This is a genomic window from Amycolatopsis sp. NPDC047767 (assembly GCF_040704195.1).
Lineage (GTDB): Bacteria > Actinomycetota > Actinomycetes > Mycobacteriales > Pseudonocardiaceae > Amycolatopsis.
Genome location: NZ_JBEYSJ010000003.1, coordinates 169,498 through 189,231, shown reverse-complemented (window position 1 = coordinate 189,231; position 19,734 = coordinate 169,498). Strand labels below are relative to the sequence as shown.

Genomic DNA, 19,734 nt, shown 5'->3' with positions numbered 1-19,734 from the left:
AATAAGGGCTCGGCGCGGATAGGTATACGCATTCCCCTTGGCCCAACGCCCTGCTCCAGACGCCGTATCGGCCTCATTTTCTCCCGCGGCACCGTCCATAAGTAGGGATTCCGGCAACTACTTTGCGTAGCTCTTTCAACGGCCGGAACGCGTCATGCGCCCTTGGAACGAGGGGATGCCCGAAGTTTCGTACGCATGGTGATCCTGGGCCGAAGATCCGTCTGCCAACCGGTGACGCTGTGTACGCAGACGTGTGAGCCGGGTGCCGAGGTGCAGGTCGTCGGCTGGTTTACGGCTGACCGAACGCTGCTTAGGCTCCCGACGAAACGGACAAGCGCGCAGGGAGGTCGACATGTGGCAGGCCGTCTCCCGTCCGACGTCGGTCACCGTGCGCACCGGGCCGACGGCTTTCGCGGGCCGGGACCGGGAACTCGCCGCGGTGGCCGAGGTATTAACCCACCGACCGGCCGCCGTGCTCGTGGAGGGCGAACCGGAGATGGGCCGCTCGCGCCTGCTGGCGGAGCTGGCGCAACGGCCCGAGTTCGCCGACGGCCGCGTGCTGCGCGGCACTTGCCAGCCCCTGCGCGAACCCTTCCCCTACGGGCCGGTGCTGGAGGCGTTGCACGCGGCGGGCGAGCGTCCGCTGGGGCCGCTGAGCCCTGTCGCCGGTGTGCTGCGGCCGCTGCTACCGGAGCTGGCCGACCGGCTGCCGCCGACGCCCGAGCCGCTGGACGACCCGGGCGCGCAGCGGCACCGCGTGTTCCGCGCCGTGCGGGAGCTGTTCGTCGCTTGTGGACCGACGATCCTGCTGGTCGACGACCTGCAGTGGGCCGACGAGGGCACCTGCGACCTGATGCGGTTCCTCGCCGCCGACCTGCCGCCGGAGCTGGCCGTGGTGGCCGCGTATCGCACGGGCGCGCAGCCGTGGCCGGGGCCGCTGGGCGCGCCGGTGCGAGCGGCGCCGAGTGTCCACACCGCACGCGTCGCGCTCGGGCCACTGGACGTCGCGGCGGTGCGGGTGATGGCCGTGCACGTGCTGGAGCTGCCGCGCGTGAGTGACGAGTTCGCGACGAAGCTGCACGAATGCACGGGCGGGATCCCGTTCGTGGTCGAGGAAACGTTGCGGGCCTTGCGGAACGTGCCGCTGCCGGCCGGTGAGGGGCTGTCGGATCGGCTGCTGGAGAACCTGGAGGTGCCGGCGCCGTTGCGGGAGTCCGTGACGGAGCGGCTGGCCGCGCTGCCGGAGGAGGCGGCGCAGCTGACGCGGGCCGCGGCGGTGCTGGCGGTACCTGCGGAGCCGACGACGTTGGCCGAGGTGGCGGGGCTCGGCGAGGAGTCGCTGCGGCCGGCGTTGCTGGCCGCGTTGGCCGGGGGTTTGGTGGCCGAGCTGGGTGAAAACCGGTACGGCTTCCGGCATCCGCTGACGCGCAAGGCCGTGTACGACACGGTGAGCGGCCCGGAGCGGACGCTGCTGCACACCGAATCGATGCGGGTGCTGGGCGCGTTGCCGTCGCCGTCGTCCTTGCTGCTGGCGCAGCACGCTCTCGCGGCCGGGCGTACGGAGAAATGGCTTCGTTACGCGGAAGCTGCGGCCGACGAGGCCATCGTCCACGGCGAGACCTCACGCGCGATCGATCTGTTGCAGGCCGTGCTGCCGGCTTCGGACGACGTCGGACGGCTCGCCACGAAGCTGAGCCAGGTCGCGTTGCGCGGTTTTCGCCCGGACGTGATCGAGACGCTGGAACGCGTGCTGGAGGACCGGCCGTTGCCGCCGGCCGTGCGCGGGACGATCCGGCTGTCGCTCGGCCTGCTGCTGGTGCGCACGATCGGACGGCTGGAACGCGGGCGCGAGGAGGTGGAGCGCGCCGTCGCCGAGCTCGTGGACCGCCCGGAGCTGGCGGCACGCGGCATCAACCTGCTGGCGCAACCCATCGACGGGCTCACTCCCCTGTCCTGGCACGAAGGCTGGATGCGGCGGGCGCGGGAAGTCCATTCCGGACTGACCGATCCGGAGCTGCGGCTGGCGTTGACCGTCGACCGGATCACCAACGCCTCGCACATCGGCGACGGCTCGGCGTGGATGGAGTTCGAGGCGCTGCCGGACGTCGGCGACAGCGTGGCCGAGCGCGTGCAGCTGGCGCGGCTGTGGTGCAACCTGGCCGACGCGCAGTCGTGGGCCGGGCACCTCGACCGGGCCACGCGGCTCGTCGAGGAGGGCGCGCGGCGCGCTTCGGACGCGGGTGCGCTGTACGCGATCGGCCTGATCCAGGGCACGCAGGCGCGGCTGGCGTGGTTCCGCGGCGAGTGGGACGGGCTCGCGGAGACGGCGGAGGGCGTGCGCTCGCGGTACCCGGAGCTGGGTCCGATCGTGATGGAGACTTCGCTGGTGCTCGGCGGTTTGGCGGCCGTGCGTGGTGACTTCGCCACGGCTGCTGAGCATTTGGCGCGCGCCTCGGTGCCCGCCGACGGGCCGATCCCCGTGGTGCTTTCGGCCGCGTCGGTGCAGATCGGGGTGCTTTTGGCGGGCGACGACGTGGCCGGCGCTTGTGCTGTCACCGACGTCGCCGTGGACGCCGCGCGCCGCAAGGGCGTCTGGGTGTGGGCGGCGTCCCTCGTGCCGGCGGCGGCCGAAGCGTTCACGCGGGCGGGCCGCTGGTCGGACGCGGACGCGTTCGTGGAGGAGTTCGCGCGCGGCATCACCGGCCGCGACGCACCCGTGGCCGGCGCAGCGTTGTCCGCGGGCCGCGCGGTCCTGACGGGCGCCCGCGGCAAACACCTCGCCGCGGCCGCGGGCTTCGACGCCGCGGCCGTCGCGTACGCCGGCCTGCCGATGCCGTACCTGGCGACGTCGATGGTCGAGCGCGCCGCCTGCCTGCGCCTGCTGGCGGGCCAACGCCCGGCCGTCGACGCCCTCGCGGCCGCGGCCCGCGCCTACGAACGCCTCGGCGCCACGCGCGATGCCGGCCGCTGCCACCACCTGCTCCGCGAGCACGGCGCCTGGGCCCCTTCCCAACGCGGCCGCCGCGGCTACGGGCGCGAGCTGTCTCCGCGCGAACGCGAGGTCGCCCGCATGCTCGCCGAGGGCCGCACGAACCGCGAAATCGCCGACGGCTTGTTCCTGTCACCACGCACGGTCGAGCAACACGTCGCGAAGGTCCTGCGCAAGCTGGGCGCCCGGGGCCGCGCCGACGTCGGCCGCCACCTCCCGTCGGGAGATGCGACGGTTTCGTGACAGGCTGTTCGGATGGCCCCTCTCGAACTGACGCTCGGCGACCTCACCGAACAACACGTCGACGCCATCGTCAACGCCGCCAACTCCTCCCTCCTCGGCGGCGGCGGCGTCGACGGCGCCATCCACCGCAAGGGCGGCCCGGAAATCCTCGCCGAATGCCGGGCCCTGCGCGCCGGCCACTACGGCAAGGGACTCCGCACGGGCCAGGCCGTGGCCACCACCGCGGGCCGCCTCCCGGCCCGCTGGGTCGTGCACACGGTGGGCCCGGTGTGGTCTTCTTCGGAAGACCGCTCCTCTTTGCTGGCCGATTGCCACCGCAACTCCCTCGCCGTGGCCGCTTCCCTCGGCGCCCGGACCATCGCCTTCCCGGCTATCTCGACGGGTGTGTACCGCTGGCCACTTGACGACGCGGCGCGCATCGCCGTGTCGACGGTCCGGGAGGCGGACACTTCGGCGTTCGAGTTTGTGCGGTTTGTGTTGTTCGATCAGCGAGCGTATGACGCTTTCTCGGCGGTGGTGTAGTTCGCGTCGGGCTTGCCCCCGCGGCCGGAGAGCTCGGTGGGGCAGGCTCCAGCCACCCCAACGCGACACCACACCGACGCAACGCAAATCGCAACCCAGCCAAACACCCCACCCACCCACCACGTGCTGCACCACCACGCCCTCCGCCTTACCGTGACCCCCGTGGACTCAGATGCAGGCGGCGCCCTGCCGGCGTGGCGGAGGGCGACCGCCGGGGAGACGCGGTGGCCGGCGGCCGGGGTGGTGGTGGGGACGCTCGCGTTGCAGCTGGCGTTGCCGGACCGGGTCGTGTTGAGGCCGTGGTGGCTGTTGCCCGCGGTGTCGGTGCTGTTGCTCGTCGCGTTGTTGTTGATCCAGCCCGGGCGGATGGGTGAGTTCAGCAGGGTCGAGCGGATTGTGTCGTTGGTGCTGCTGGCGGTCGTGAGCGCGACCACGGCGGCGTCGGCGGTGCGGCTGGTGCTGGGGATCGTGCAGGGGTCGTTCAGCGGGGACGCGCCGCAGGTGCTGGTGAGTGGCGCGATCGTGTACTGGACGAACATCGTCGTCTTCTCGCTCTGGTACTGGGAGTTCGACCGCGGCGGGCCGGCGCGGCGGGCGAAGGGGCGGGCGGAGTACCCCGACCTGCAGTTCCCGCAGATGGACAGCCCCGAGCTCACGAGCGAGGACTGGGAACCGCGCTACGCCGACTACCTGTACCTGTCCTTCACCAACTCCACGGCCTTCAGCCCCACCGACGTCATGCCGCTGCGGATCTGGGCGAAGCTGACGATGATGGTGCAGGCCGGGGTGTCACTGCTGCTCGCCGTTATGGTGTTCGCGTGGGCGGTCGGCGCGTTACGGGGATAAACACTCGCGGCGCACCCCGGGCACCAGGTATACCCGGTGCATGCCCGAGCCCCCGTACTACGCGGTCATCTTCACCTCCCGCCGCACCGAAGGCGACAACGGTTACGCCGAGCGCACCGCCGAGATGTCGAAACTCGCGGCGGAGCAGGACGGCTACCTGGGCGAGGAGTCGGCCCGGGACGAAAATCTCGGCATCACCGTGTCGTACTGGCGCGACGAGGAAGCCATCGCCGGCTGGCGCAGGAACGTCGACCACACCGAGAGCCGCCGGCGGGGCCGCGCCGACTGGTACGAGGAGTTCGAGGTCCGGGTGGCGCGCGTTGAGCGGTCGTACGGCTTCAAGCGCTGACCCGGCCCGCGGAGAGAACCCCCGCGGACCGGACCTGACGTCAGTGGCGCGTCATCGTGAAGCTCTGGCCGTCGGAGCCGATGGCGCCCGGGCTGAACGTGCCGGTGCCGCGGTCGTCGGCGTCGAGGCCTTCGGGGCTGGTCGACGCGAGGCTCTGCCCGTTGAACTTCACGCCAGTGAACGAGATCCCGCCCGAGATCGACGGGTACGAGTCGGTCGGCGACTCGATGATCGCCTCGGCCGAGGAGTGCTTGGAGGTCAGCGACTTGCTGATCGTCTTCGACCAGCCCTTCGTGGTGTCGCTGATGTCCAGCTTGTAGGTGTTCGTCCCGGTGCGCGTGACCGTCGCGGAGATGTGGTCGCCGGCGCTGACCGGGGCCGACGAGGACGAGTAGTACACCGGCGCGGCCGGGTACATCTCGTACCAGGCCTGGTAGACGGGGCGGCCGCTGGAGCAGTCCGTCGCCACGCCCGTCTGCTCCACAGTGGACGATCCGTCACCGTCGATGCCGACCCACGGGGCGAACAGGTCGTTGCTCGACCGGCAGGTCACCGACGGTTCCGTCCAGCTCGCGGTCGCGGTCGTGAAGCTGCCGAAGCTCACGTAGCCGCCCCAGTTGCCGCCCGAGAAGCTCTGGCCGTGGAACGAGCCGAACGACGGCGTGCTGACCGTGGCGACGCCGGCCGCGGCCGCGATGCTCGCCGCGGCGGCCGCCGTGACGGCCAGCACCCGCGCGGTCCGTGAGGAGAGGAGGGAGTTCATGCGGATCCAATCTGATCACCGATGGGGACTCGGGGTGTTACAGGCGGTGCGCACCGGTAACAAGTGTTGGATCCGCGTGAGCAGGTGGGTAGCTACTTTCGAAGGGTATTCACATCTCGGGAAAACTTCACCAATATGTCCCGATTTTCCCTTCTGTACACCGAAGTCCGTGACGGCCGCCCCGGGAAGGCGAGGCGGCCGCCACGGTGTGCCCGTCCTCCGCGCGGAAGGACGGACACGGGTGGACTACCGCGCCGAGCGCGTGAGCGCGGCGTCCACGAACTGGGTGGTGTAGGTCTTCGAGAGGTCGATCCGGTCCTTCTTCGGTTTCACGTTGCTCGACGAGGCGCCGAGCACGTTGAGCACGTTCTGCGCCCCGGCCGGATCCAGGCGTCCGTCCGAAGTGAACATCGGCAGACTGTCCTTGAGGGACTTCACGTACAACGCCTTGTCCCCGCCCGCGAACGACGGCGGCATCACATCCGCGACCTGCTCAGCCGTGTGGTTCTTGAGCCACCGCAACGAATCCACGTACGCGTTGGCCAGCTTCTGCACGATGTCCGGGTAGCGCTTCACGATCTCGCAGCTCATGTAGAGCGAGCTGGCGGGATACAGCCCGCCGAGGGCGGCGCGCGTGCCCTCCACCGTCCGCATGTCGTAGAGGATCTTGGCCTGGCCGGTGTTGGTGAGCTGCGCGATCGTCGGGTCGGTGGTCATGCCGGCGTCGATGGAACCCTGCTGCAGCGCGGAGATGAACGTCTGCCCGGCGCCGACCTTCACCGGCGTGTAGTCCTTGCCGTCCACCCCGCCGCGGCTCGCGAGCGCCTTCGTGAGGAAGTCCGTGGACGAACCCAGCGACGTCACACCGAGATTCTTGCCGTGAAAGTCCTTTCCGGACTGAATCTGCGGCGCCTTGGCCGACGCGACCATCTCCGCCTCACCCGGCACGTTCGAGAACTGCACCACGCTCGTGAGGCACTGCTCCTTGGCCTGCAGGTCGATGGTGTGGTCGTAGAACCCGACCACGGCCTGCACCTCGCCGGCCAGCAACGACGTCTCCGCGTTGGCGCCCGACGGCTGGTCGAACAGCTCGACGTCGAGGCCCTGCTTCTCGTACTCGCCGAGCTGCTGCGCGAGCTGGCCCGGCAGGTAGATGACCTTGGAGATGCCACCGATCATGATCTTCAGGTGCGGTTTGCCGCCGTTGCCGAGGTCGATCTGACGCGAGTCGCGGCACGCCGTGACACCGGCGAGGGTGAGCAGCGCGGTGGCGACCGCGAGTGTCCTTTTCAGACGCATCAGATCACCGCACCGGCCTGGGCACCGACCTGCGGCCGCCAGCGCAGCAGCCGCGACTCGGCCGTGCCGATGCCCCATTCGGCCAGCAGCGCGACCACGGTGATGATCAACATGCCGGCGTAGACACCGGCGGTGTCGAACGTGCCCTGCGCGTTGGAGATCAGGAACCCCATGCCCGCCTTGGCACCCGTGTACTCGCCGACGACCGCGCCGATCAGCGCGAACCCGAACGCGACGTGCAGCGACGAGAGGATCCACGACGTCGCGCTCGGCAGCACGATCGAGCGCAGCACCGACCAGCGTGAGGCACCGAGGATGCGCGCGTTGTCGATCAGGTTGCGGTCGACCTCGCGGGCGCCGGTGAAGGCGTTGAAGAACACCGCGAAGAACACGAGCACCACGACCGTCGCGACCTTCGACGACATGCCGAGGCCGAACCAGATCACGAACAACGCGGCGAGCACGATGCGCGGCAGAGCGTTGGCGGCCTTGATGAACGGCGCCAGCACGTCGGCCAGGTACTGGCTGCGACCGAGCACGACCCCGAACACCACACCCAGGATCGCGCCGAGCACGAACCCGAGCACGGCTTCCTCCACCGTCACCAGGATCTGGTACCAGATGGAGCCGAAGTCGGTGCCGGTCGTGAACCACTCCACGAGCCGTTCCCAGATCTTCGACGGCATCGAGTAGAAGAACGGGTCGATCCAGTAGCGGCCGGCGAGCTCCCAGCTGCCGAGCCACACCACGACGATCGCCAGGCGCAGCAACCAGATGTTGCGCCGGCGCGCGCTGGACTTGAGCTTCTGCCGCGCGATGATGCTCGCTTCGTCTTCGATCCGCGGGTTCGGGTTGGACGGCGGGACGATCAGATCAAGCGACACTGGTCGCCCCCTTCTGGCGGGCCTTGTCGACCTCGCCGCGCAGCGATTCCCAGATGTCGGAGTAGATCGAGCGGAACTCCTCGGTGAGGCGCAGGTCCTCGACCTTGCGCGGGCGCTCCAGCGGGATCTCGAAGACGGCCTTCACGGTGGCCGGGCTTGTGGTCAGGACCACGACCTTGTCGGCGAGCGCGATGGCCTCGTCGAGGTCGTGCGTCACGAAGATCACCGCCGCGCCGGAACCGGACCACAGCCGCAGCAGCTCGTCCTGCATGAGGGCGCGGGTCTGCACGTCGAGCGCGGAGAACGGCTCGTCCATCAGCAGGATCTTGGGGTCGGTGACCAGCGTCTGCGCCAGGGCGACGCGCTTGCGCATGCCGCCGGAAAGCTGGTGCGGGTAGTACTTCTCGAAACCCTCGAGCCCCACCCGGCTGATCCAGTCGCGGGCCTTCTCCCGAGCGTCCGCTTTGGACACTCCGCGGAAGCGCGGGCCGGAGGCGACGTTGTCGAGCACCGAGCGCCACGGCATCACGGCGTCGGTCTGGAACATGTAGCCGACACCGTCCGGAATGGACGTCACCTCGGCACCGTTCACGCGGACGCTGCCGGCCGACGCGGGCTGCAGGCCGCTGACCAGGGACAACGTCGTCGACTTGCCGCAGCCGGTCGGACCGACAACGGCGACGAACTCGCCCGGCTGCACGGTCATGGTCAGGTCGCGGACCGCGGTGTGCACGGATCCGGAGCCGCTGGGGAACCTTTTCGTCGCGTGCTCGAGTTCGATGAGGGGTGGCGCCATCGTGGTGACTCCTTCGTCACGGTGGGGACTGCGACGGAGGTTAAGAGCGCATCAAGAGCCCGGGAAGCTTGTCGACGTTCTGCGTACGCTCTGCTCGTTCTCCACGTTTTGCTCATTTCGCGCACGGCCCTGAGCTGGGGGTATGTTGCCTGCCATGCCGAAGTGGGCGTTGTTCGAACGCATGCGGTTCACCCGCCAGGTCCTGCTGTTGCAGATCGGGGTGGTGGTGCTGGTGGTGGGGCTCGGTGTCGCTCTCGTGAGCTGGCAGCTGCGGTCGACGTTGACGGAGCAGTACGGCGAGCGGGCGCTGGCGGTCGCGAAGTCGGTGGCGACGGACCCCGTGGTGGTGGCGGGTGCGGCGGCGCGGCGGCAGGGTGGGGCGCTGGAGGCCCGCGCGGGCGCGGTGTCGAGGGTCAACGGCGCGCTGTTCGTGGTGATCACCGACGATCACGGCATTCGCCTCGCGCACCCGACGCCGGCCGAGATCGGCGACAAGGTCAGCACCTCGGCAGAGGAAGCGCTGGCGGGCAACGATGTCATCAGCGAATTCGACGGCGGCACGCTCGGACTTTCGGTGCGAAGCAAGACACCGATCTGGCAAGGGTCGCGGGTGGTCGGCGAGGTCAGCGTCGGGTACCAAGTCGGCAAGCTGACCGAGGACTTCAACCGGCTGCTGCTGATCACCCTGGCCTTCGCCGCAGGCGCGCTGCTGCTCGGCGGCGGTGCGTCCGCGCTGCTCAACCGCCGGTTGCGCCGCGTCACCCACGGCCTCGAACCGCACGAGTTGACCGAGCTCCTCTACGAACGGGAAGCCGTGCTGCACGGCATCGGCGAGGGGATGCTGGCGGTGGACAGTTCGCGGCGGGTGTCCGTGCGCAACGACGAAGCCGAGCGGCTGCTGGGGATCGACCTGCCGGTGGGGGCCACTTTGGACGAACTGGAGCTGTCGCCGCGGGTGCGCAAGGCTGTGGTGGAGGGGCAGCCTGTGGACAATCTCCTTGCGGTGGCGGGAAACCGCGTGCTGGTGATGAACTCGCGCGCGGTGCAGGGCGAGGATCGGGCGCTGGGGACCGTACTGACCTTCCGCGACCGCACCGACCTCGACACGCTCAGCCGTGAGCTCGACGGCATCCGGTCGCTGTCCGACGGCCTGCGCGCGCAACGGCACGAGTTCGCGAACCGGCTGCACACGTTGTCGGGGCTGTTGCAGCTCGGGCACCACGCCGAGGCCGAAGAGTACCTGCAGACGTTGACCGAGACGACGTCGGCGCGCTTGGCTCCGCTGGGCGGTGACGCGGTGCGCGACCCGTACCTGCAGGCGTTGCTGGTGGCGAAATCCGAGCAGGGGCTGGAAAAGGGCGTGGAGCTGAAGCTGGCGGACGACTCGTTCGTGCGCGGCTCGGTGACCGATCCCGTCGCGACGGCCACCGTGATCGGCAACCTGGTCGACAACGCGCTGCACGCCGCCCGCATGGGCCCGCGGCGGCCGGCGACGGTGGAGGTCGGGCTGTTCGCGGAGGGCGCGGCGCTGCACGTGTCCGTTGTGGACAGTGGGCTGGGCGTGCCGGAGCCGTTGCGTGACACACTGTTCGACGAGGGCGTCTCGACGAAACTCACGCCCGGCCACGGTCTGGGCCTCGCCCTCGCGCGCCAGGCGGCCCGCGCCCGCGGCGGGGACGTTTGGCTCGCCGACGCCGGCGGCGACGCGGCGGGCGCGTTGTTCGTCGCGAAACTGCCCGATCTGCTCGTGGAGGCTTCTTCATGATCCGCACTTTGATCGTCGACGACGACTTCCGCGTCGCCGGCGTCCACGCGGGGTTCGTCGCGGAGGTGCCGGGCTTCACCGTCGCGGGCATCGCGCACACCGCCGCGGAGGCGCGCGCCCGCGTGCGCGAGCTGACGCCGGATCTCGTGCTGCTCGACGTCTACCTGCCCGACGAACCCGGCCTGTCCGTACTGCCGGACCTCGCCACGGACACCATCGTCCTCTCCGCCGCGACCGACGCGGCGTCCATCACCGCCGCCATCCGCGCCGGCGCGCTGAACTACCTGATCAAGCCCTTCACGACGCGCCAGCTTTCCGAACGGCTCACCGCGTACGCCCGCTTCCGCACCCACGTGACCACCGACCGCCCCCTCACCCAGGACGACGTCGACCGCGCCTACCGCGCCCTCCACGACCAGGACCGCGCCGCCACCCCGAAGGGCCAATCCAGCGCGACGGCCCGGCTCGTCTCGGAACAGCTACGCACCTCGGCCGCGCCCCTGTCGGCCGCGGAGATCGCCGCCGAACTCGGCATGGCCCGCGCGACGGCCCAGCGCTACCTCACCGCCCTCGCCGACTCGGGCGCGGTGGAAATGCGCCTCCGCTACGGAGCCACGGGCCGCCCCGAGCACGAGTACGCCTGGATCGGCTGACCCCGGCTGGGGCTCCGGGTCACGCGCCAATCCGGGGTCGGCTGTGGGGCAGTGGCCCGAGCGCGAGTGCTCCGGCGCTGCACGTCTCAACCGGCTCTCGGGCCCGACAACCGGCGAGGCACAGGGCCTCGCCGCGCGCACGCCCCTTCCCACGAACCCGGGCCGCGCGCCCTCAGCCGCTGCGCCACGGGCGGTCACGTGCGTCTTGGCCAGCTAAGCCACTGGTCAGCGACCCAGCGGCAATCGCTCCAACGCAGGTTCCGAATGGGCCGGCGGCAACCGGCCGCCGACACCTGGCGTCGGCCTCGCCGCTCGCGCACACGCCCTCTCTCGCAAACCCCTGGCCGCGCCAGTCAGCCACTGTGCGCCGCGTGGTTACGTGCTTCCCAGCCGTCCAAACAGCGGCCTCAACGGCAACCGCTCCAGCGCAAATTCGGAACGAGGCCTGCGGCAACCGGCCGCCGACAACTAGCGCGGGCCTCATACCTCGCGCGCACGCCGCGTTGTGGACCTCGTCTGGCTGCCAGATGACTGCCAGCCTCCCGGCTGACCGGGGCTGCGCGGCTCGCGGGCACACCGTCCGGCGCGGCCCGAGCCCGGCGGCCGCGAGCCGTCCCGACCGAACGAAACTGCTGGTCAGCGACGCGACATCCGGTCCGCCAGGTCGATCCACGGCTGCCACTGCGACATGTACTGGTCGAACTCCTTGGCGGCCGGCGACTTGGCCGGGTCGGACTTCGTGTCGGAGCGGAGGTCTTCGTCGTCCGGAGTGGAGGTGGGGCGGTGGTCGGAGCCGCCGGCGGAGGTGCGGGGGTTGGTGGGGCGGCTGGCGACGTGCTGTTTCGCCGGCGCGGCGGGTTGGTGGTCGGGGACCGGGACGTACACGGTCACCGGGGCGGCCGGGGGTGCGGCGGGAGCGGCGGGCTTCGAGGCAGGAACGGGCGGGGCGGCCGGGGCCGCCGGGGCGACGAGTTCGTGCTGGTCGGTGGGCACGGCGACGTCGTCGGTGGTGTGGCCGGTGAAGGAGCCCGAGAACAGACCGCCGGCGAACCAGCCGAGGGCGAGCAGCGCCAGGGCGGCGGTGCCGGCGACCCAGCCGCGCGTGCGGCGGCGGGCGACGGCGCGCGGGCGCAGCGGCGCCGTGGCGAGAGGCGCGAGGGCGACCCCGTCGCCGGCGATGGGCAGGAGGGCGGGCACCACGGGGATCGGCTGGGTGTCCTCCGGGCTGCGGCGCCCGCGCGGCACGCTCGCCGCGAGGATGCCCGTGCGGTCGAGCAGCTCATCGGCGGGCGAGGTCGCGCGTCGCTCGGCGGTGCGCAGCATGGGAGGTACCTCCGGGGTACGGGCACTCGGATGGACGTCAGCATTCTGGTGCATTTCCGACGGGTTTGTCAGAAAGGCAACTCCATTGGGTGACGGCAACTATAAGGCCCGGCCGAACTCCCGCACGTCGGGCGCGATTCAGTTCTTCCCCATCCGTTTGAAGCCGAGGCGCGCCATAGTCGCGAGCGGGCGCTGATACGCCGACCCGAGCACGCGCGGGATGGCGTCGATGACGTACGCGTCGGGTCCGATGAGGATCCTGGCGGACCGCCGTTCCACCCCGCGGATGATCGTTTCGGCGGCCTTCTTCGGTGTGGTCAGGGCAATTTTCTCGAAGCCCGCCGCCGCGGCTTCCTGATCGCCGTCGCTGCCGCCGCGCGCGTGGCGGGCGATGTTGGTCTTGATGCCACCCGGGTGCACGCAGCTCACGGCTACCGGATGACGCGCGGCGAGCATTTCTTCCCGCAACGCCTCGGTGAATCCGCGAACGGCGAACTTCGCCGCGTTGTACGCACTCTGAGTGGGCACTCCGACGAATCCGAACACACTCGAAATGTTCACCAGGTGTCCGTCGCCGGAGCCGATGAGGTGCGGCAGGAACGCCTTCGTCCCGTTGACGACGCCGCCGAGGTTGATCCCCATCAGCCAGTCGTAGTCCTCGAAAGTCATGTCCTCCACGGTGGCGCCCAGCGCGACGCCGGCGTTGTTGACCACGACGTTGACCCGGCCGAACGCACTGGCCACCTCGTCCGCGTGCGCCAGCACGGCGGCGCGGTCGGAGACGTCGAGCGAGTAGCCCCGCACGTCCGCACCCTGCGCTTTTGCCGCCTCGACCGTGCCCTCCAGGCCTTCGGCGTCCACATCGGACAGTGCCAGGCGCGCGCCGCGCAGGCCCAGCCCGAGCGCGAGCGCGCGGCCGATGCCCGAGCCCGCTCCGGTGATGACCGCGACCTTGTCGGTGAACTCCTTCATCGCCGCTCCCCTCGTCCGGTGCTCCAGGTTTTGGATACTAGTGGCGGAAGCGATCTTCGGGAGGACGGATGCGGCGGGCACGGGTGCTGCTCGCGCTGGGCGCGGTCGTGGTGCTCGGCGCGACGGGGACCGTCGTGGCCGTCGCCGGACACCGCGCGTCACCAGCGCAAACGCCCACCCGACCCGACAACGCGGCCGTCGGCGCGCTGTTCCTCGACGGCTCCCACTACTGCACCGCGAGCGTCGTCCACAGCGACCGCGGCGACGAGCTGCTCACCGCCGCCCACTGCCTTCACGACGGTGCAGGCGGCACGTACTTCACCGGCGTCACCTTCGCGCCCGGCTTCCACGACGGCGTCGCCCCGTTCGGCTTCTGGGCCGTCGACGACGAGCTCGTGGCGCAGGGGCTGGGCCGAGGACTCCGACCCGGACCTCGACGTCGGCTTCGCCACCGCTCACCAGGCCGGCGCGAAGGGACCGCTCGAGACCGTGACCGGCGCGAACCGGCTCGGCGCGAACGGTCCGTTCGCACGCGCCGTGACGGTCACCGGCTACCCCGACGGCTCCGACGCCCCCACGGTCTGCAGCACGACCACGTCGAAGCAGGACACCTTCCAGCTGCGCGTGGACTGCGCCGGGTTCGCCACCGGCACCAGCGGCGGCCCGTTCGTGGCCGACGCCGACCCGCGCACGAAGCTCGGCACCGTCGTCGGGGTGGTCGGCGGCTTCGAGACCGGCGGCGACACCGACGACGTGTCGTACTCCAGCTACTTCGACGACGACGTCACCACGCTGTACCGGCAAGCCACCTCGCGCCCGTGAGCGCCGATGGCGGATGATGCGGCGTATGAGCAAGCCCGTGCGTGACGTGCCCATCACCGGCGAACCGATCCGGCTCGGCCAGTTCCTGAAGCTGGCCGGCCTCGCCGAGGACGGCGCCCACGCCAAGGACCTCATCGAGAACGAAGAGGTCACCGTGAACGACGAGGTCGAGACCCGCCGCGGCCGCCAGCTCTCCGACGGCGACGTGGTGGCCGTCGGTGGCGACCGCGGACGGGTGACGCTCGCGCGTTAACCGACGCTGGTCAGCGGCGGCAGCCCCAGCCCGAGCGCCAGCGAGTCGAGCTGGCGCCGCACCGGCGCGCTGAGCGGGACGCCCAGCGCGCGGCACTGTTCGAGGTACTGCGCTTCTCGCCAGCCCGGGTAGCGGATCGGCGTGCCGCCCTCCCAGCCGAGCATGCTGCCGAACAACGCGCTGGCCGCGCGGTAGAAGCCGTCGGCGCTGCGCAGCGTGGTGGGCGCGATGGCGAGCACGAGCAGGCCCGTGTCGTTCTCGTGGTCGGCGACGCCCGAGAGCACGCCCGCCAGCACGTCGACGAGCAGCGCGAAGCCCGCGAACTGCGGGTTGCGCGAGGCGTCGCCGAGGTCGACGTCGAGCACGAACTCCGGGTACGCGCCGGCGGGCGCGGCCATGCCGAGCGGGTGGCCCGAGCCGACCTCGCCGGCCGCCATCACCAGGCCGATCATGCCGTGGGGCAACGCGCGCGCGGCGTGGTGCCCGACGCGGCCGAACGGTCCGACGCCCCGCATCGAAATCAGCCCGACGCCGAAGCGCCCGGCCCGCGTGACGGCGCGGTCCATCGCGTCGCCGACGGCCCACAGGCCCGTCGCGCGGCGGTAGTCGATCAGCGCGGCGGCACCGCGGTCGGCGATCATCAACGGCTCGGCGCGCGCGGCGACCTCACCGTTTTCCAAGGCGGGCAGGTGAATTCGCAGCAGCTCCACGACGCCGGTGTCGGGCGAGCCCGTGAGATCACCGTGGCACAAGGCTTCCGCGGCCATGCGTGCGCGATCGTCGGGAAAATCGTGTGCCACCAGGATCAAGGAAACGAGCGTGACCAGTTCATCGGCGGGCACGCGCTGCCAGACCTGTTCGGGAATCGGTGTGTCTTCAGGGACTTCTTGAGCGGCGGCGGGGCGGGCGGGACGCAGCGAACGTGGTCTGAGGGGCACTTCATCGAGACTGCCCAAGCGCGTCTGGCGGCGTCAACGAGGATGGCCCGACAGTGTGATGAGGGCTCCCGAAGGGACGTACCCTGTCACGCATGTGCCGAAACATCACGACGCTGCGCGGCCTCCAACCGTCCGCGACAACCGAAGAGATCGAAGCGGCAGCACGCCAGTACGTCCGGAAGGTGACCGGCGTGCAGTCGCTTTCGGACGCCACGCGCGCCCCGTTCGAGGCGGCCGTGGCCGAAATCGCGACGATCACCGCGCGGCTCCTGGACGAACTCCCGGACCGCCGCCAGCCCCCGGCCACCGTGCCGCCACTGCGCCGGCCCGAAGTGCGGGCGCGGATGGCGTTGAAGGAACTGAAGAAGCCCTGACTCCGCCTGGAAACGCTTGAGGCGTTCGCGGCGCGACCTGGGGGCCCGCCGGGGTGACAGGGCCGGGGACGTTCCCGACCCGCGCCGGCCGCCCCTGCCCGCACCGGCGGGGCGCGAGCTGATGATCACGCTCACCGCCGTTCCTGCTGATGAGCGCGGGTGACCGCGGAAGCGCGACCGATCCGTCCTGGGCTTCGCTCGTCGACCTCCACGCGGGTCGGTGACAGGGACCCGGAGATCATGCTGCGCAAATAAAAAGCCGCCCTCAGCGGCTTCTCGACACGTACTTGCGGAAGCGGAGGGATTTGAACCCCCGGTAGGTTTCCCTACGGACGCTTTCAAGGCGTCTGCATTCGGCCGCTCTGCCACGCTTCCCTGTCGGTCAGGGTATCGCGCCGGTTGTCCAGGTCGTCCAGGTGTTCGAGGACGCGGCCGAAGACCGCGCCGACCGTGGACTGTTCCTCGGGGGTGAGCAGGTCGATGAGGTGCTCGCGGGCGCCGCGCACGTGGGTGGGCGCGGCCGCGTCGAGCAGGGCCTGGCCGGCACCGGTGAGCTCGGTGATGACGCCGCGCTTGTCGTCCGGGTCGGGGCAGCGCCGGACGAGACCGCCGACCTCCAGCTTGCTGATCTGGTGTGAAAGGCGGCTCTTGGTGGAGCCCAGCTGGTAGGCGAGCTCGGACATGCGGACGCGCCGGTCCGGGTAGATGGCGAGGCAGACGAGCACCTCGTAGTCGGCGAGCGAAACGCCGTGGGCCTCGGTGAGCTCGCGGTGCAGCCGCTGCCGCAGCCGGAGCGAGGCGACGATGTACATCTGCCACGCGTGCTGCTCGACGCCGGTCAGCCAGCGCACCGCCTGCTCGTCGGTCATCGCAAAAGGGTAGAAGGCGGGCCGACGCCCTGCGCGTCCCGCCACCAGGTCGAGACCCAACCGAGGGGTCAGGTGAAAAACTCGGAAACCTTCCCCCGAAGGTGGGTTACGAAAAGGTTGAGACTTGGGCCGAAGAAGCGCATTCTGCTTGTCAGCGGATGGGCTGATCGGGTATCAGGCGGGCCGCCAGGGCACCGTCGGACCGACCTCCCACCGGGAAGGCCAGGTGGTTGCATGGCAGGTGATTCCCGCGGTTGACCGCCCGCTGTGTCCCCGCGGCCGGCACGGCCTGAATACGGACCGGTCGCGACTGTGAACAGCACGAGTGGGCATCTACGGTGCGCTCGGCATTCTTCTCGCGCATCCGGCGTCGATCTGGCGTTGTTCTCTCCTCGCGGCCTCGGCACCGCGACGGCACCGCCGGACGCCGGCCCGGCCGGTGGCCAACCGCCGTCAACAGAAGAACCTCGGTAGTTCCTGGGTGCGGTCCGCAGCGCATGGACCGCACCCAGGCTTGTGTCCGGGGGACGGCCCGCAGGCAGGCTTGCGTCCGGCTCGCCCGTTACGCTGCCGCTGTGCAATTCGACGACGACGCGGGCCTGGACACCTCGGAGGTCCAGGACCTCCGCGGCAGCGGTGGTGGCGGCGGTGGCATCGGCGGACGCGTGGCGATCGGCGGTGGCGGGATCGGCGTGGTGGGCCTGATCATCTACTTCCTGATCTCGCAGTTCGGCGGCGCGAGCCTCGGAACCAACAGCGCGTCGAGCGGGCTGGGGCTCGACAACGTGGGCTCCGGCCAGCAGCTGGAGAGCACCACGCTCTCGCAGAAGTGCCACACCGGCGCGGACGCGAACCGCGACCACGACTGCGCGATCGTCGCGATCATCAACTCCGTGCAGGACTACTGGTCGCAGGAGTTCGCGCGCAGCGGCCAGACCTACCGCAAGGCGCCGACGCGCTTCTTCACCGGCGGCGTGCGCACGGGCTGCGGCAGCGCGACGTCCGACACGGGCCCGTTCTACTGCCCGGCCGACTCCGACGTGTACATCGACCTCTCGTTCTTCGACGAGCTCAAGACCCGCTTCGGCGCCCAGGGCGGGCTGTTCACCGAGGCGTACGTGCTGGCCCACGAATACGGCCACCACGTGCAGAACCTCACCGGCACGTCCAAGCGCGGCACCGGCACCGGGCCGACGTCGGGCTCCGTCCGGCTGGAGCTGCAGGCCGACTGCTACGCCGGCGTCTGGGCCAACCACGCCTCCACGACGCCGACGGAATCCGGCAAACCGCTGGTCCAGAACATCACGCAGGACGACATCGCCAGCGCCCTCGACACGGCGTCCCGAATCGGCGACGACTACATCCAGACGAAGCTCGGCAGCGGCCACGCGGACCCGTCAAGCTTCACGCACGGCACGTCGGCGCAGCGGGAGAAGTGGTTCACCACCGGCTTCACCTCGGGCCAGCCGGCGCGGTGCAACACCTTCAGCACCAACAACCTGGGCTGACCGCACCCCAATGTGGCGTTGAACGCGACCAACGCCACATTGGGGTGCTTCGGGACTACGCGGCCGCAGCGTCGCCGGTGGTGGCTAGCTTGTGCGCGGAGTGCTTCTTCGCCGCCTTGCCCGGCTTGCCCGGCGCGACGCCGTTCACCGACTCCGTGCTGGTCGCGTACATCCCGAGAGCCCACGCGAGCCCGTCGGCGTTGCGGTCCAGGGCGACGCGGTCGACGTTGCCCAGGTTGTCACACGCCTGGTGGTAACACGGGTCGAACGCGATCCCCGCCGTGCCGCCCCACTTCGCGGCCTGGGCGGGGGTCTTGAGCACCTCGGCGCCCGTGTCGAGGCCGCCCGCCGGGATGCCGACGGCGATGAACTCGCCGTAGTCCGAGCGGCCCGTGAAGTCGGTGCCCTCGACGGCGACGCCGCGGCCGGTCAGGTAGTCGACGAACGTCTTCTCGATCTGGGCCGAGCCGTACGGGCCGGGGCCGGCGCCGACGTGGTCGGAATCGTCGCCGTCGTAGGCGAAGTAGCCGGCGTTGGGCGAGCCGATCATGTCGAAGTTCAGGTACAGCGCGAGGTCGAGCTGCTGCTCGAAGCTCAGCGAATCGACGTAGTACGTGGACCCGACGAGCCCGAACTCCTCCGCGCTCCAGAAGCCGAAGCGCACGGCGTTGTTCACCTTCGGCTTCGCGCCCAGCTGCAGGGCGGTTTCGAGCAGGGCCGCGGAGCCCGTGCCGTTGTCGTTGATGCCGGGGCCGGCGGGGACGCTGTCGAGGTGCGAGCCGAGCATCACGACGTTGTCCTTGCGGCCGGTCTTCGTCTCGGCGATCACGTTGTAGCTGGTACGCGCTTCCTGGAAGGTGCGCAGCTCCAGCTGCACGGTGGCGCCGTTCTTCGCCGCGAGCGCCTGGCCGTCGGCCTGCGAGAGGCCGCCGGTGGGGATGCGCGCGTCGGCCGGGGTGCCGAGTGTCCCGTTGAGCGGGCCGGGTTCGTTGTTGGAGATGAGCGCGCCGATCGCCCCCGCGTCGGCTGCGGCCTGCTGCTTCTGCGCGAACGGGCACGCGCCGCGCGGCACGAGCACGATCTTGCCGGTCACGCCGGTGTAGTCGCTCGCTTCGCAGCCCGGGGTGGCGTCGGCGGGGACCACGGCGAGCTGTGCGCTGATGCCACCGACCGGCGTCGACGGCGTGTACTCCATCGCGATCACGGGCACGCCGGCACCGTCGACGGTGAGCGTCTCGGCCAGGGTTTCGTTGTAGGTGAAGGGAAACTCCTGCCGCGTGACGCTGAAGCCCGCGGCTTCGAGCTTGCCCGCGATGTACTCGGCGGACTTCTTGTGCCCGTCGGTGCTCGCCGCGCGCGTGCCGCCGTTCGCGTCGGCGATGCGCTGCAGCGCGATCAGGTGGCGGTTCACGCCGTCGAGGGTCACCTTCTTTGTCAGCTGCTTCGCGAGGTCGTCGCTCTTCGCGGCCACGGCCGGGGTGGTGCCCAGCGCCAGGGTCGCGCAGGCCGCCAGGATCACCGGCGGGATGAGTCTTTTACGGGTTAATGACATGGTTGCTCACCTTT

General features: G+C 70.5%; 18 protein-coding genes, 1 tRNA gene and 1 pseudogene. 10 read left to right on the top strand and 10 right to left on the bottom strand.

The genetic code is table 11. From position 1 onward, the window contains the following. The first annotated feature begins 352 nt into the window (after positions 1 to 352). From AB0878_RS06995 to AB0878_RS06980, 4 genes are all read left to right on the top strand, one after another. On the top strand, positions 353 to 3,232 hold the full coding sequence (locus AB0878_RS06995) for an AAA family ATPase (RefSeq protein ID WP_366577305.1): 2,880 nt from the start codon (positions 353 to 355) through the stop codon (positions 3,230 to 3,232). A 12-nt stretch (positions 3,233 to 3,244) separates the two neighbouring features. Further along, complete coding sequence (locus AB0878_RS06990) at positions 3,245 to 3,754, top strand: O-acetyl-ADP-ribose deacetylase (protein WP_366577304.1); 510 nt, start codon at positions 3,245 to 3,247, stop codon at positions 3,752 to 3,754. Between the two features lie 240 nt (positions 3,755 to 3,994). After that, a complete protein-coding gene (locus tag AB0878_RS06985) occupies positions 3,995 to 4,600 on the top strand; it encodes a hypothetical protein (RefSeq protein ID WP_366577899.1) in 606 nt (201 codons plus the stop codon). A 40-nt stretch (positions 4,601 to 4,640) separates the two neighbouring features. Beyond that, positions 4,641 to 4,949 carry an antibiotic biosynthesis monooxygenase gene (locus AB0878_RS06980; protein ID WP_366577302.1) on the top strand — a complete coding sequence of 103 codons (309 nt, stop codon included), beginning with the start codon at positions 4,641 to 4,643 and terminating at the stop codon, positions 4,947 to 4,949. Between the two features lie 40 nt (positions 4,950 to 4,989). Here AB0878_RS06980 and AB0878_RS06975 read toward each other — a convergent pair whose 3' ends face one another. The 4 genes from AB0878_RS06975 to AB0878_RS06960 form a co-directional block, all read right to left on the bottom strand. Beyond that, positions 4,990 to 5,712 carry a G1 family glutamic endopeptidase gene (locus AB0878_RS06975; RefSeq protein ID WP_366577300.1) on the bottom strand — a complete coding sequence of 241 codons (723 nt, stop codon included), beginning with the start codon at positions 5,710 to 5,712 and terminating at the stop codon, positions 4,990 to 4,992. Positions 5,713 to 5,958: 246 nt separating this feature from the next. Then, entirely contained in the window at positions 5,959 to 7,011 is a 1,053-nt protein-coding gene (locus tag AB0878_RS06970; protein ID WP_366577298.1) for an ABC transporter substrate-binding protein, read from the bottom strand. Next, a complete protein-coding gene (locus AB0878_RS06965; protein ID WP_366577296.1) occupies positions 7,011 to 7,895 on the bottom strand; it encodes an ABC transporter permease in 885 nt (294 codons plus the stop codon). The genes AB0878_RS06970 and AB0878_RS06965 overlap by 1 nt, the downstream gene beginning before the upstream one ends. Next, positions 7,885 to 8,691, bottom strand: a complete 807-nt coding sequence (locus AB0878_RS06960) for an ABC transporter ATP-binding protein (protein WP_366577294.1) — start codon at positions 8,689 to 8,691, stop codon at positions 7,885 to 7,887. Before AB0878_RS06960 ends, AB0878_RS06965 begins: the two co-directional genes overlap by 11 nt. Before the next feature lie 181 nt (positions 8,692 to 8,872). Between AB0878_RS06960 and AB0878_RS06955 the strand changes: the two genes are divergently transcribed. Next, positions 8,873 to 10,456, top strand: coding sequence for a sensor histidine kinase (locus AB0878_RS06955; protein ID WP_366577897.1), 1,584 nt, complete (start codon positions 8,873 to 8,875; stop codon positions 10,454 to 10,456). Next, complete coding sequence (locus AB0878_RS06950) at positions 10,453 to 11,109, top strand: response regulator (RefSeq protein ID WP_366577292.1); 657 nt, start codon at positions 10,453 to 10,455, stop codon at positions 11,107 to 11,109. The genes AB0878_RS06955 and AB0878_RS06950 overlap by 4 nt, the downstream gene beginning before the upstream one ends. Positions 11,110 to 11,745: 636 nt before the next feature. On the opposite strand, the gene AB0878_RS06945 is transcribed toward AB0878_RS06950, so the two are convergent. Further along, on the bottom strand, positions 11,746 to 12,432 hold the full coding sequence (locus tag AB0878_RS06945; RefSeq protein ID WP_366577290.1) for a hypothetical protein: 687 nt from the start codon (positions 12,430 to 12,432) through the stop codon (positions 11,746 to 11,748). A gap of 138 nt (positions 12,433 to 12,570) precedes the next feature. Next, complete coding sequence (locus AB0878_RS06940) at positions 12,571 to 13,404, bottom strand: SDR family NAD(P)-dependent oxidoreductase (RefSeq protein WP_366577895.1); 834 nt, start codon at positions 13,402 to 13,404, stop codon at positions 12,571 to 12,573. A gap of 68 nt (positions 13,405 to 13,472) precedes the next feature. Between AB0878_RS06940 and AB0878_RS06935 the strand changes: the two are divergent. Both AB0878_RS06935 and AB0878_RS06930 read left to right on the top strand, forming a co-directional pair. Next, positions 13,473 to 14,226, top strand: a pseudogene (locus AB0878_RS06935) (serine protease). Positions 14,227 to 14,251: 25 nt separating this feature from the next. Beyond that, positions 14,252 to 14,479, top strand: a complete 228-nt coding sequence (locus AB0878_RS06930) for an RNA-binding S4 domain-containing protein (RefSeq protein WP_366577288.1) — start codon at positions 14,252 to 14,254, stop codon at positions 14,477 to 14,479. Here AB0878_RS06930 and AB0878_RS06925 read toward each other — a convergent pair. Next, positions 14,476 to 15,417, bottom strand: a complete 942-nt coding sequence (locus AB0878_RS06925; protein ID WP_366577287.1) for an Ldh family oxidoreductase — start codon at positions 15,415 to 15,417, stop codon at positions 14,476 to 14,478. The two genes, AB0878_RS06930 and AB0878_RS06925, sit on opposite strands and share 4 nt — an antisense overlap. Positions 15,418 to 15,509: 92 nt before the next feature. Here AB0878_RS06925 and AB0878_RS06920 point away from each other — a divergent pair, with 92 nt between their 5' ends. After that, positions 15,510 to 15,791 carry a DUF2277 domain-containing protein gene (locus AB0878_RS06920; RefSeq protein ID WP_366577285.1) on the top strand — a complete coding sequence of 94 codons (282 nt, stop codon included), beginning with the start codon at positions 15,510 to 15,512 and terminating at the stop codon, positions 15,789 to 15,791. 290 nt (positions 15,792 to 16,081) lie between these two features. Here AB0878_RS06920 and AB0878_RS06915 read toward each other — a convergent pair. After that, positions 16,082 to 16,166 (bottom strand) — tRNA-Ser (locus AB0878_RS06915). After that, positions 16,130 to 16,660, bottom strand: a complete 531-nt coding sequence (locus AB0878_RS06910; protein ID WP_366577283.1) for a MarR family transcriptional regulator — start codon at positions 16,658 to 16,660, stop codon at positions 16,130 to 16,132. Before AB0878_RS06910 ends, AB0878_RS06915 begins: the two co-directional genes overlap by 37 nt. Positions 16,661 to 17,235: 575 nt before the next feature. Here AB0878_RS06910 and AB0878_RS06905 point away from each other — a divergent pair. Then, positions 17,236 to 18,168: a neutral zinc metallopeptidase gene (locus AB0878_RS06905; protein ID WP_366577281.1), complete on the top strand. Its 933-nt coding sequence runs from the start codon at positions 17,236 to 17,238 to the stop codon at positions 18,166 to 18,168. Between the two features lie 55 nt (positions 18,169 to 18,223). Here the strand turns inward: AB0878_RS06905 and AB0878_RS06900 are convergent, their stop codons facing one another. After that, a complete protein-coding gene (locus AB0878_RS06900) occupies positions 18,224 to 19,720 on the bottom strand; it encodes a M28 family metallopeptidase (RefSeq protein WP_366577279.1) in 1,497 nt (498 codons plus the stop codon). Positions 19,721 to 19,734 lie beyond the last annotated feature (14 nt).

Excerpts from the sequence above, each read along its gene's own strand:
- AB0878_RS06995 (WP_366577305.1), top strand. The coding sequence starts at position 353 with ATGTGGCAGGCCGTCTCCCGTCCGACGTCGGTCACCGTGCGCACCGGG.
- AB0878_RS06990 (WP_366577304.1), top strand. The coding sequence starts at position 3,245 with ATGGCCCCTCTCGAACTGACGCTCGGCGACCTCACCGAACAACACGTC.
- AB0878_RS06980 (WP_366577302.1), top strand. The coding sequence starts at position 4,641 with ATGCCCGAGCCCCCGTACTACGCGGTCATCTTCACCTCCCGCCGCACC.
- AB0878_RS06975 (WP_366577300.1), bottom strand. The coding sequence starts at position 5,712 with ATGAACTCCCTCCTCTCCTCACGGACCGCGCGGGTGCTGGCCGTCACG.
- AB0878_RS06970 (WP_366577298.1), bottom strand. The coding sequence starts at position 7,011 with ATGCGTCTGAAAAGGACACTCGCGGTCGCCACCGCGCTGCTCACCCTC.
- AB0878_RS06960 (WP_366577294.1), bottom strand. The coding sequence starts at position 8,691 with ATGGCGCCACCCCTCATCGAACTCGAGCACGCGACGAAAAGGTTCCCC.
- AB0878_RS06955 (WP_366577897.1), top strand. The coding sequence starts at position 8,873 with ATGCGGTTCACCCGCCAGGTCCTGCTGTTGCAGATCGGGGTGGTGGTG.
- AB0878_RS06950 (WP_366577292.1), top strand. The coding sequence starts at position 10,453 with ATGATCCGCACTTTGATCGTCGACGACGACTTCCGCGTCGCCGGCGTC.
- AB0878_RS06945 (WP_366577290.1), bottom strand. The coding sequence starts at position 12,432 with ATGCTGCGCACCGCCGAGCGACGCGCGACCTCGCCCGCCGATGAGCTG.
- AB0878_RS06940 (WP_366577895.1), bottom strand. The coding sequence starts at position 13,404 with ATGAAGGAGTTCACCGACAAGGTCGCGGTCATCACCGGAGCGGGCTCG.
- AB0878_RS06930 (WP_366577288.1), top strand. The coding sequence starts at position 14,252 with ATGAGCAAGCCCGTGCGTGACGTGCCCATCACCGGCGAACCGATCCGG.
- AB0878_RS06920 (WP_366577285.1), top strand. The coding sequence starts at position 15,510 with ATGTGCCGAAACATCACGACGCTGCGCGGCCTCCAACCGTCCGCGACA.
- AB0878_RS06910 (WP_366577283.1), bottom strand. The coding sequence starts at position 16,660 with ATGACCGACGAGCAGGCGGTGCGCTGGCTGACCGGCGTCGAGCAGCAC.
- AB0878_RS06900 (WP_366577279.1), bottom strand. The coding sequence starts at position 19,720 with ATGTCATTAACCCGTAAAAGACTCATCCCGCCGGTGATCCTGGCGGCC.